Annotated in this window: 10 protein-coding genes and 1 pseudogene; 6 read left to right on the forward strand and 5 right to left on the reverse strand. The window is 68.7% G+C overall.

Annotated elements, in window-relative coordinates:
* Positions 1 to 1,255: energy-dependent translational throttle protein EttA (ettA, locus tag AC1D1S_RS15140; protein ID WP_476994824.1), on the forward strand; the 1,255-nt coding region annotated here is incomplete at its 5' end.
* Positions 1,256 to 1,445: 190 nt separating this feature from the next.
* On the opposite strand, the gene AC1D1S_RS15145 is transcribed toward ettA, so the two are convergent.
* Positions 1,446 to 2,408, reverse strand: a complete 963-nt coding sequence (locus AC1D1S_RS15145) for an acyl-CoA thioesterase (protein WP_243177212.1) — start codon at positions 2,406 to 2,408, stop codon at positions 1,446 to 1,448.
* A 62-nt stretch (positions 2,409 to 2,470) separates the two neighbouring features.
* Here AC1D1S_RS15145 and AC1D1S_RS15150 point away from each other — a divergent pair, with 62 nt between their 5' ends.
* Complete coding sequence (locus AC1D1S_RS15150; RefSeq protein WP_476994825.1) at positions 2,471 to 3,130, forward strand: DUF8185 domain-containing protein; 660 nt, start codon at positions 2,471 to 2,473, stop codon at positions 3,128 to 3,130.
* A gap of 22 nt (positions 3,131 to 3,152) precedes the next feature.
* On the opposite strand, the gene AC1D1S_RS15155 is transcribed toward AC1D1S_RS15150, so the two are convergent.
* Both AC1D1S_RS15155 and AC1D1S_RS15160 read right to left on the reverse strand, forming a co-directional pair.
* Positions 3,153 to 3,611 carry a globin gene (locus AC1D1S_RS15155; RefSeq protein ID WP_243177214.1) on the reverse strand — a complete coding sequence of 153 codons (459 nt, stop codon included), beginning with the start codon at positions 3,609 to 3,611 and terminating at the stop codon, positions 3,153 to 3,155.
* A gap of 4 nt (positions 3,612 to 3,615) precedes the next feature.
* Positions 3,616 to 4,275, reverse strand: a complete 660-nt coding sequence (locus AC1D1S_RS15160) for a mechanosensitive ion channel family protein (protein ID WP_476994826.1) — start codon at positions 4,273 to 4,275, stop codon at positions 3,616 to 3,618.
* A 137-nt stretch (positions 4,276 to 4,412) separates the two neighbouring features.
* On the opposite strand from AC1D1S_RS15160, the pseudogene AC1D1S_RS15165 reads away from it, so the two are divergent.
* Positions 4,413 to 5,437: pseudogene (locus tag AC1D1S_RS15165) on the forward strand (NAD-dependent epimerase/dehydratase family protein).
* A 7-nt stretch (positions 5,438 to 5,444) separates the two neighbouring features.
* Here the strand turns inward: AC1D1S_RS15165 and AC1D1S_RS15170 are convergent.
* Together AC1D1S_RS15170 and pepN are read right to left on the reverse strand one after the other, a co-directional pair.
* Positions 5,445 to 5,930, reverse strand: coding sequence for an OsmC family protein (locus AC1D1S_RS15170; protein WP_243177217.1), 486 nt, complete (start codon positions 5,928 to 5,930; stop codon positions 5,445 to 5,447).
* 87 nt (positions 5,931 to 6,017) lie between these two features.
* Positions 6,018 to 8,573 carry an aminopeptidase N gene (gene pepN / locus AC1D1S_RS15175; RefSeq protein WP_476994828.1) on the reverse strand — a complete coding sequence of 852 codons (2,556 nt, stop codon included), beginning with the start codon at positions 8,571 to 8,573 and terminating at the stop codon, positions 6,018 to 6,020.
* 378 nt (positions 8,574 to 8,951) lie between these two features.
* Between pepN and AC1D1S_RS15180 the strand changes: the two genes are divergently transcribed.
* The 3 genes from AC1D1S_RS15180 to AC1D1S_RS15190 all read left to right on the forward strand — a co-directional run.
* On the forward strand, positions 8,952 to 9,953 hold the full coding sequence (locus tag AC1D1S_RS15180; protein WP_243177219.1) for a hypothetical protein: 1,002 nt from the start codon (positions 8,952 to 8,954) through the stop codon (positions 9,951 to 9,953).
* A gap of 228 nt (positions 9,954 to 10,181) precedes the next feature.
* Positions 10,182 to 10,673, forward strand: a complete 492-nt coding sequence (locus tag AC1D1S_RS15185; RefSeq protein ID WP_028277845.1) for a ribose-5-phosphate isomerase — start codon at positions 10,182 to 10,184, stop codon at positions 10,671 to 10,673.
* The coding region (locus tag AC1D1S_RS15190) for a DNA-formamidopyrimidine glycosylase family protein (RefSeq protein ID WP_476994827.1) at positions 10,673 to 11,289 on the forward strand (617 nt) is incomplete at its 3' end. The genes AC1D1S_RS15185 and AC1D1S_RS15190, both read left to right, overlap by 1 nt.

Here is an 11,289-nt window from a genome sequence, read left to right on the forward strand (position 1 = left end):
GGAACAGGCTATGGACGCACTGCGCTGCCCGCCCGCCGACGCCGACGTCACCCTGCTCTCCGGTGGTGAGCGCCGCCGCGTCGCGCTGTGCAAGCTCCTGCTGCAGAAGCCGGACCTGTTGCTCCTCGACGAGCCCACCAACCACCTTGACGCCGAGAGCGTGCTGTGGCTGGAACAGCACCTCTCCAGCTACTCCGGTGCCGTCCTTGCCGTAACCCACGACCGGTACTTCCTCGACCACGTGGCCGAGTGGATCGCCGAAGTGGACCGCGGCCACCTGTACCCGTACGAGGGCAACTACTCCACGTACCTGGAGAAGAAGCGCGCCCGCCTGGAAGTCCAGGGCAAGAAGGACGCTAAGCAGGCCAAGCGCCTGACCGAGGAACTCGAATGGGTCCGGTCCAACGCCAAGGGACGCCAGACCAAGTCCAAGGCCCGTCTGGCCCGCTACGAGGAAATGGCTGCCGAGGCAGACCGTACCCGCAAGCTCGACTTCGAAGAGATCCAGATCCCGCCGGGCCCGCGCCTGGGCGGACTCGTGCTGGAGGCCAAGGGTCTCCAGAAGGGCTTCGATGACCGCACCCTGATCGATGGACTGTCCTTCAGCCTGCCCCGCAACGGCATCGTCGGCGTCATCGGTCCCAACGGCGTCGGCAAGTCCACCCTCTTCAAGACCATCGTGGGCCTGGAACCGCTCGACGGCGGCGAACTGAAGATCGGCGATTCCGTCAAGATCTCCTACGCCGACCAGAGCCGCGGCGGCATCGACCCGAACAAGACCCTGTGGGAAGTCGTGTCCGACGGCCTCGACTACATCCAGGTCGGCCACGTCGAAATGCCGTCCCGCGCCTACGTGGCCGCTTTCGGCTTCAAAGGCCCGGACCAGCAGAAGAAGGCCGGGGTGCTCTCCGGTGGTGAGCGCAACCGCCTCAACCTGGCGCTGACCCTCAAGCAGGGTGGCAACCTGCTGCTCCTCGACGAACCGACCAACGACCTCGACGTCGAAACCCTCAGCAGCCTCGAAAACGCCCTGCTCGAATTCCCGGGCTGCGCCGTCGTCGTCTCGCACGACCGCTGGTTCCTTGACCGGGTGGCCACCCACATCCTCGCCTACGAAGGCGACGAGGAGAACCCGTCCAAGTGGTACTGGTTCGAGGGCAACTTCGAATCCTACGAGGAGAACAAGGTCGAGCGCCTGGGCCCGGATGCGGCCAAGCCGCACCGGGTAACCCACCGCCGCCTCACCCGCGACTAAGCCCGCAAGACTTACAGCGCCRCGAAAAAGCCGGCTCCCGCCTGAACTGTTTCAGGGGGAGCCGGCTTTTTGTGTGCGGTGGGCCTGTGCGCCGAGGACGCCGTGTGCCGAGGACACCGTGTCCCAGCCGCCGGACGGGGGAGTACTGGCAGCCCTTGGCCTTGCGGATCAGGTGCTGCAGCGCCCTCGATCAGACGGCGGCCTGCACGGCGCCCTTCGCGGTGTTCTTCAGGTCGGTGTTTTTGAAGTCGTTCGGGACGCGGATCATGCCTTCCTGGGCCACCGTCGCCACGTGCCGGCCGTCCCGGCTGAAGATTTTGCCCGTCGCGAGGCCCCGTGCGCCCTGGGCGCTGGGCGATTCCTGGACGTACAGGAGCCACTCGTCGACCCTGACCGGCCGGTGCCACCACATGGCGTGGTCCAGGCTTGCCACGGACATCCCCGGCGTAATCCAGCTCATGCCGTGCCTGCGGAGGATGGATTCGAGCAAGGTGTAGTCGCTCGCGTAGGCCAGGGCCGCCCGGTGCAGGCCGGCGTCGTCGGGCATCGGGCCGAAGGTCTTCATCCACACGGCGTTGCGGGCCTCCCGCGGTCCCTTGGCCGAGACATACAGCGCCGGATCGACGTGGCGGATATCGAACGGCCGCTCGTAGGCCCAGTGCCGGGCCACGGGGTGATCGAACTTGCCCAGCAGGTCGGCCGTGCTCGGCAGCGATTCGGGGTCCGGGATCCCGGCGGGCATCTCGGACTGGTGCTCGATCCCCTCGTCCTCGGCCTGGAAGGACGCGATCATCGACAGGATGGGCATGCCCTCCTGATAGGCGTGGACCCGGCGGGCCGAGAACGACCGCCCGTCGCGCAGGCGCTGCACACCGAAGGTGATCGGCTTGTTGGCGTCTCCGGGCCGGAGGAAGTAACCGTGCATGGAGTGCACGCTGCGGTCCGGATCGACGGTGCGGCTGCCGGCTATCAGGGACTGCGCCAGCACCTGGCCGCCAAAGACGCGCTGCTTGGGCTGTTGCTGGGAGGGACCCATGAAGATGTCCTCGTCCGTCCGGGCGCCCTCGAGCTCGCCGAGGTTGAGAAGTTGGATGAGCGAGGAGGTGGGGTCCTGGGTCGGGAGCCCCAACAGTCCGGCTTCGGCTTCAGTCATGGTCTGACTCTAGACGGCGTCCAGCGCCGCTCCAAAGAAGCGCAGCCGGTAGAGTCAGTAGTGTGTCTGATGTCCTAACCCAGCCCCTGCAGTTCACCGATCCCCGCGACCTCGACGACCTGCGCACCTTCGCGACGCGCGCCAAGTCCATTGACGACGGCGCCATCCGGCTCCAGGCCGCGGGCCCCGTCCTGGCCGCCTACGTCTGTGTCCTGCGGCCCCGGCTCCTGGGCGAATCCACCCCCACCATCCTGGGCCTGCGGACCATGGCGCTGGCTCAGYCGGCGGACACTGACGTGACAGTGCCGCTGTCCGCCGTGCTGGACCGTCTGGCACGGGCGGGGGCGCACGATGTCGAACTTCCCGTCCCGCCGGTGACCGTCAGCGAGTCGTGGGCCGGGATCGGCGCGCCGCGGACCGGCTGGGAACTGCTCGGCACCGTCCAGGACGCCGCCCTGCGTACCGCAGCGGAGGCCGGGATCAGGGAGATCGCCGCGATCATTCCGGACAAGCCCGGTGCGTTGATCGTCAACAACGCCAGGGCAACGGTCTGGGGCCGGGAACTGCCCGACGCCGGCGGCCTGCCGGCCGGGGCCGCGTTCGCCGCGCTCACCCTGGGCTTCCTGGCAGAGAGCGAGCAGCGGCTCTACCGGGCCGGGCGCTGGTTCCGGCTCAGCGGCACCCGCGGCCACGTGCTGGTCCGGACCGGCACCGGGCTCTAGGAAGCTCTGGCGCCCTCCTCGCTCAGCCCTCCGACGGGCTGTTCACCATGGACAGGGCTGCCCGCTCCATGTAGTCCCAGAGCGTTCCCTCGTACAGCGGCGGCAGCTCCAGGGCATCCACCGCGGCACGCATGTGGAACAGCCAGCGTTCCTTGGCCTCCGGTGTCACCCGGAACGGCATGTGGCGCATCCGCAGCCGCGGATGCCCGCGCTCCTCGCCGTACGTCGTCGGCCCGCCCCAGTACTGTTCCAGGAACATCAGGAAGCGGCGCCTCGCCGGGCCAAGGTCCTCTTCCGGGTACATGGCGCGCAACAGCGGATCTGTTGCGACGCCGTCGTAGAAGACATCGATGAGCTTCACGAAGGTCTCGTGGCCGCCCACGGCGTCATAGAAGTTGTCCGTGTAGCCGGGCTGGCTGAACGGATCGTTCTGCAGCAGCTGCCTGGGCTGGCTGGGTTCGCTGGCGCTGGGAATCGTCATTTCACTATTCTCCGGCCTTCTGCTGGGGTGCGCTGTCGGCCTCGTCTGCCGGGGACGTCTCGGGCGGAATGTACGTGCCCTGGGAGCGGTTGCCCACGCGCAGGATTTCGCCGTTGCGTAGGTACCAGATGGTGCCGTCGTCGGCCCGGACCCGGRTGATCCGCAGGTTCATGGCCTCGACTGTGCCCACCACCTCGGAAGTCTCGATGATGTCGCCAATGCCGTACTGGTCCTCGAAGGTAATGAAGATGCCGGCGAGGAAGTCGCGGATCAACTGCTGGGCACCGAAGCCGATGGCCACACCGAGGATCCCGACGCTCGTCAGGATGGGAGCCACGTCCACGTTCAGGTACTTGAGCACGTACACGATGGTGAGGACGGCGATCAGGACGCCGACCACGCTGCGGAGCAGTGCGCCGATTGTCTCTGCCCGCTGGACGCGGCGTTCGTGGTCCAGGGCGCGGAACGCCGGRGCGACCCAGCGGAAGTGCGACTTCTTGAAGAGTGTGCTGCCCGCCGCGACCCGTTTGGTGATTCCGGTGATCACGAAGGATGCCGCCAGCCACACGGCGACGCCGATGCCCAGGCTGATGAGGCCACCTGGCAGGTTGACAGCCGAGATGTCCGGTGCGGTGATTGGTTCGATGGTGGTMAGGCTGATCATCGGYGRGGGAAAACTCCTTGTTTACTGCAGCCCTGCTGCCGGCCGGCAGCRGGGCTGGGCGTCCGGAWAGGCGGCYKGCGTTCGCCGGGCGCATAACRCTCTGGTCTACTTCAACATTAGCGCCGTAGCGTGGCCCCATGCGCATCCTGGTCCTTGGCGGCACGGCCTTCCTGTCAACTGAAGTAGCCCGGCAGGCCCTCGCCGCCGGGCACGACGTCACATGCCTGGCCCGCGGTTCCGCCGCCGCGCCGCCGACGGCGCCACCTGGCTGCGCGCGGACCGATCGCAGGGGAAGACCGCGTACGAAGGGGCCGCCGGCAGCGGCGCGTGGGACGCCGTCGTCGACGTCTCGCGGGACCCTGACCAGGCACGTGAGGCCCTCGAGACGCTGGCCGGCTCGGCCCGGCACTGGACCTTCATCTCCAGCTGCTCGGTCTACGCTGACAACTCAGTGGCCGCCGAGGCCGAAGACGCCCAGGTGCTCCCGCCGCTGGCTCCGGGCACGGAGCTGACCATGGAAAACTACGGCGAGGCCAAGTCCGYGATCGAGCACCTGACCCGGGAACTGGCAGGCGGCAAGGCGCACCTCTGCCGCGCCGGCCTGATCGGCGGACCCGGGGACGGCTCCGACCGCTACGGGTACTGGCCGGCCCGATTCGCCCGGGACAACGATCCCGTCCTGGTCCCGGACATCCCCGCCGACGCCACCCAGATCATCGACGTCCGCGATCTCGCTGCCTGGATCCTCACCGCCGCCGGGAACGGAACCACTGGGGCGCTGAACGCCGTCGGTGAGCCGGTGCCCTTTGCCGCCTATCTGGAGGAAGCCCGCCAGCTCGCCGACGCCGACTCCGAGGTGGTTGTCGCCCCCGAGGACTGGCTGGCGTCGCACGGAGCGAACTACTGGGCCGGCCCGGACTCGCTGCCGCTGTGGCTGCCGCCAGGCCACGAGGGCTTCTCGACCCGCAGCAACGATGCTGCCCGGACAGCAGGGCTGCGGCTCCGGCCCTGGATGGACACGCTGCGGGACACCCTGGCGGATGAACGCCGCCGCGGACTCGGCCGTGAACGCAAGGCCGGCATGAGCCCGGAGACGGAGCGCCGGCTGGTGTCCGGGTACCGGACAGAGGCCTCGGCCTGCCCGGCTGACGGCGCCGCCTGAAAACTATTCAGTCAGCCTGGCCCTCCACCACAGCCGTCGGCTCGTGCAACACCGGGAAATTCACGCTGCGGGCGATGAAACAGACCTTGTTGGCCTCCACGTGGAGTTCCTCAAGGACATCCGGTGCCGCCGCTTCCGCCACCGTCACCCGGGGCCTCAGCGTGACGGATTCGAACTGCCCGCTGCCGTCCCGGTTGGTCCGCATCAGGCCCTCGGCCCGGTCCTCGTAGGCCGTCACCACAACGCCGTGCTTCACGGCCACGTGCAGGAAGGAGAGCATGTGGCACTGCGAGAGCGCGGCCAGCAGCAGCTGTTCGGGGTTGTAGCGCTCCCGGTCCCCGTGGAAGGTCGGATCGGCCGAGCCGCGCAGCACCGGCAGCCCGGGGATCTCGACGTCGTGGTCCCGAGAGTAACCGCGGTACGAGGACGTCCCGGCCCCGCGGTTCCCGGTCCAGCGGACGGTCAGCGCATAGTGATGTTCGTCAAGGCTCATGACTCCAGCCTAGAACGACAGAACCCCGGCGCCGCACAAGGGCGGCGCCGGGGTTCCAGGCTTGCCGGGGGTCCGGTGCCTTGGTCGTTAGCCGACGTCGGMCTGGCGGGCGCGCAGTGCGCGGGCAACGCCGTCGCGGTTCTCCAGCATCATCCGGCGCAGCGCGGCACTGCCTTCCGGCAGCGAGGCCAGGAACTCATCCGTGCGGTCCACCGTGGCCTGCGTGGTCAGCTGGGCCGGGTAGAGCCCGACGACGATCTGCGAGGCCAGCGCGTGGGTGCGGCTTGCCATGATGCCCGGGACGGCCTCGAAGTACTTCTCGGCGTACGGCTCGAGCAGGGACGTGTCCAGGACCCGGGTAAAGCCCGTCACCGCGGAGCCCTGCAGGGCGTTGGACAGATCGCCCTTGACCACAATCGATTCCCAGGCCGCGGCCTTGGCCTCCGGAGTGGGGATGGCGGCCTTGGCCAGGGCCGCCGCGTTCTGGCCGTTGGAGGTGTTGTCGTGCTCCAGTTCCTCGTCGATCCGCTCCTGCCCGGCGCGGCCGCCGGCCACGAGGGAAGCCAGCAGCTCCCACCGCAGGTCCTGGTCCACGCTCAGCCCGTCGAGGGTGAGTGAGCCGTCCAGCAGCCCCGAGACCGTGTCCAGCTGCCCGGCACTGCGGGCCAGCAGGGCGTAGGACTTCACGAACTGCAGCTGGGCGTCCGAGCCGGCCGGCACCGCCGAGGCGAGCTCCCAGAGCTTGTCGGCCGCGGCCACGGCGGTCGCCTCCTGGTGCTCCTCGGCCACGTAGAAGGTCAGCGTGGTGGCCAGCTGCCGGAGCTGGACCAGGATCACGGAAGAATCGGATTCCTCGGCAATGTTGGCGAGGATCAGCTCCACATACCCCCGGGCCGGGGACTCGCCGTCGCGCGCCGCATCCCAGGCCGAGCCCCACACGAGCGTGCGGGGGAGGCTCTGGCTGAAGTCCTTCAGGTGCGCCGTTGCGGTGGCGAGGGACTTCGGATCCAGGCGCACCTTGGCATAGGCGAGGTCGTCGTCGTTGAGCAGGATCAGGTCCGGCTGGGCCAGGCCGGCCAGGGCCGGGACTTCGGTGCGCTCGCCGTCGACGTCGAGCTCCTCGCGGTGCACCCGCTCCAGCTTGCCGGCGCCGTTGAGGTTGTAGAAGCCGACGGCGAGGCGGTGCGGGCGCAGGGTCGGTTCGCTCTCGATCGCCGACTGCACGATGGCGAAGGACTCGATGGTGCCGTCCGCGGCCGCCGAGATTTCCGGTGTCAGGGTGTTCACGCCGGCGGTCTCCAGCCAGAGCTGCCCCCACTGTTCCAGGTCGCGGCCGCTGGCCTTCTCGAGTTCGGCCATGAGGTCGCTGAGCTCGGTGTTCTGCCAGGCGTGCTTGCTGAAGTACTCCCGCACCCCGGACATGAATTGCTCCGGGCCCACCCAGGCGACGAGCTGGCGCAGCACCGACGCGCCCTTGGCGTAGGTGATCCCGTCGAAGTTCACCTCGACGTCCTGGAGGTCGTTGATCTCGGCGAAGATCGGGTGCGTGGTAGGCAGCTGGTCCTGCCGGTAGGCCCAGGACTTCTCCACGGACGCGAACGTGGTCCAGGCGTGGCCGAACTCAGTGTTCTCGACGGCGGCCAGATGGGACATATATTCGGCGAAGGACTCGTTGAGCCAGAGGTCGTTCCACCAGCGCATGGTGACGAGGTCGCCGAACCACATGTGCGCGAGCTCGTGCAGCACGGTGATGGCGCGGCGTTCCACCTGGGCATCGGTGACCTTGCCGCGGAAGACGTAGCCTTCCAGGATGGTGACGGCCCCGGCGTTCTCCATGGCGCCGGCGTTGAACTCCGGCACGAAGAGCTGGTCGTACTTCTCGAACGGGTACGGGCAGCCGAACTGGGCCTCGAAGAACTCGAAGCCCTGCCGGGTGAGCTCGAAGATGTTGTCCGCATCGAGGTACTGCATGAGCGACTTGCGGGCGAAGATGCCCAGCGGGGTGACCTTGCCCGCCGCCGACGTGACCTCGCTGCGCACTGACTGGTACGGCCCGGCGATCAGCGCGGTGACATAGGAGGACAGCCGCGGTGTCGGCGTGAACTCCCAGACAGAGCGGGCGGCCCCATCCGCGCCGGGGATGGTCTCCACCGGCACCGGCGTGGGGGAGTTGGACACGACATCCCAGTGCGAGGGGGCGGTGACGGTGAACGTGAAGCTGGCCTTCAGGTCGGGCTGTTCGAAGACGGCGAACATGCGCCGCGAATCCGGGACCTCGAACTGGGTGTACAGGTAGACCTCGTTGTCCACCGGATCCACGAAGCGGTGCAGGCCTTCACCGGTGTTCATGTACGGGGCTTCGGCGACTACCAGCAGGTCGTTCTCGGCCGCGAGGTCCGGGAGCTGGATCCGGACGCCGTCGGAGACCTCGGCCGGATCCAGTTCGCGGCCGTTGAGGCTGACGCTGTGCACGGCGTGGGTAACGGCGTCGATGAAGGTCGACGAGCCGGGCTTGGCCCGGAACTTCACGGCCGTGGTGGAGCCGAAGACCTTCTCGCCGCGGGTCAGGTCCAGGCTGACCTCGTAGGAATCGACGTCGATCAGGGCGGCGCGCTCGCGGGCTTCGGCGCGGGTCAGGTTCATACCGGGCAAAGGGGCCTCCAGAAGAAGATGGATACTGCCGGCCGGCCGCGGCCGCGGTCGCCGGCGATACTGTGAAATTATTCTTTCACGTTAGCGGCCCTTGGCAAGTTAGCCCGGTCACAACCGGCCCCAAGGCCTCGGCGCCCACTCCACGATTTGCCACGAATGGCCGCTAAGCCGATGCCCTTGGCGGCCATTCGTGTCAGATGGGTGCGGTTGGGGCGGCCACGTTGACGCTGCCCCGGCGATCTCTTCTTGGTCGTGGCGAGGTCCGGGCGCCGGACTACGTGTCTGATCCCACATTTGCTTCCCGTCCACCTCCTGACCTGCGCGCACGTCCCCAGATCCATCAAGGTGCGTCCGGGGTAGCGTTGGAGCATGGGAAAGATCCGTGACTCCGTCGATGCCAGGGCTTTGCGCTTTGCCATCGGTTTCCCCCTGATGCTGGCGGCAGGATTCGTGGTGTGTGCGCTTCTGGTGCGCCCGGATCTGCCCGAGCCGCTGGCCGTCCGCTGGACCGCCGCCGGTGCCGCCGACTTCGCGCCGTTCGTGACAGTCGCGGGAGCCGGAGCCTCGCTGATCGTGGTGATCGGCTGGGCCGTGCTGCTGCAGGCCGTGCCGCTGTCGCGCCCCGCGATGATGCGCCGCATCATGATGGGCGCCGGCCTGTCCATGAGCCTCTTCGTCACCACAGTCCTTGCCGCGGTGCTCGTGGGCCAGCTGGGCCTGCCCGATGCGCGGGGATCCCATGTGGATGTCTCGGTCCTGGCGCTCGGCAGCGGCGCGGCCCTCGGCCTGGGCATCGTGATGGGTTTTGTCTTCAAGGCCGACGAGCGCTGGTCCGTCGATGACGACGTCGCCGTCCGGCAGGCCCTTGAGCGCGAACAGGATCCGGATTTGGCCAGGGACCGGGTCAGCCTCTGGGTCCACGCCCGCAGCTCCATCTTCGTCATGCTCGGCATCGCAACGCTTCTGCCGGCCGCCCTCCTGACCATTGCCGTGCCGTGGCTGTCTGTCCTCCTGGTGGCGGCGGCCCTGGTGGCCGCGGCGTTCCTGGTGGCCCGGATCCGGGTTGACCGCGGCGGCCTCCACGTCTTCGCGGCAGGCTTCGTCCGGGTCATGGAGGTTCCGGCCGCGGCCATCGACGCCGCGACGCCCAGGGACGTCACGGCGGCGGACTATGGCGGGTGGGGCTACCGGACCCATGGCAACACCACCGCGATGCTGGTCAGCAGCGGCCCCGCGGTGGTCATCGACCGCTCGGACGGGCGCCGGCTGGCGGTCAGCGGCGGCAGTGCCACCGCGGCGGACAATATCGCCCAAACGCTGTCCCGGGTGGCGGACAGGGCCCGGCGGAACGGCGGGACCCCCGCCGTCTAGCACCGCGGTGTCGGTCCTCAGTGTCGGTCCTCAGTGTCGGTCCCCGGTGGAGCTATACGGTGGGGCAAGACGGTGGAGTACGACGGCGTGCCGGGCCTGTGTAACACGACCGTCCAGTGAGGGTTCCGGCGGGCTGCAGCACGGTCCCGGGAGGCCCGGCCTAGTACGCTTGGACCAGACCCCACCCGCCCCGGCCGCCGCCCGGCGCCGCAACCGAACGGAACAGCCGTGACCATTTCTGACCTGCCCCGCGTGCACATTGCCACCGACCACGCCGGAATGGAGCTCAGCGCCCACCTGGTCAGCCACCTCAGCGCCAAGGGCTACGAGGTGGTGGACCACGGACCGAAGGTCTACGACGCCCTGGATGACTACCCGTCGTTCTGCATCAACGCCGCCCTCGCCGTCGTCGCGGACCAGGAAGCCGGAACCCGCGCCCTCGGCATCGTCCTCGGCGGCTCGGGCAATGGCGAGCAGATCGCCGCCAACAAGGTCAAGGGCGTCCGGGCCGCGCTGGCCTGGAACCTGTCCACGGCCCAGCTGGCACGTGAGCACAACGACGCCAACGTCGTCGCCGTCGGCGGCCGCCAGCACAGCGTCGACGAGGCCACGGAAATCATCGAGGCGTTCCTGGCCGAACCTTTCAGCAACGATGAGCGCCACGTCCGCCGGATCGGCAAGATCGCCACGTACGAGCGCACCGGCGAGGTCATCGACTAGTGCCGGAGGGGCATTCCGTCCACCGTCTGGCCCGCCAGTTCGGGGACGTCTTCGCGGGGGAGCGGCTCGCGGTCTCCAGTCCGCAGGGCCGGTTTGCCCAGGGCGCTGCGCTGCTGGACGGCCACACCCTCGTCAGTTCCGTGGCGCACGGGAAGCACCTCTTCCTGGAGTTCGGGCACGGGCTTCTCCTGCACGTCCACCTGGGCCTCTATGGCGCCTGGGATTTCGGCGGCGACGCCACCTTCCGCGGCGCCTCCAGCATCGGCGCGCCCCGGAAGGTGGGGGAGCGGGAAGTCTACGACGACGCTGAGGCGGCCGGGCCGGCCTCATATGAGGGCCCGCCCGCGCCGGTCGGTGCCGTCCGCGTCCGGCTCGCCGGCGCGCACGGCTGGGCCGATCTCCGCGGCGCGACCACGTGCGAGGCGATCACGGACGCGGAAGCGGCGGCCGTACTGGCGCGGCTCGGCCCGGACCCGTTGCGGAACCTTCCCGGCGACCGGGACGCCTTCAGCGCCACCGTGGCGGCCAAACGTACACCGCTGGCGGCCCTGCTGATGGACCAAAAGGTGATTGCCGGCGTCGGGAACGTCTACCGGGCCGAACTCCTGTTCAGGCA

The sequence above is a fragment of the Arthrobacter sp. P1_A5 genome, from assembly GCF_056406825.1.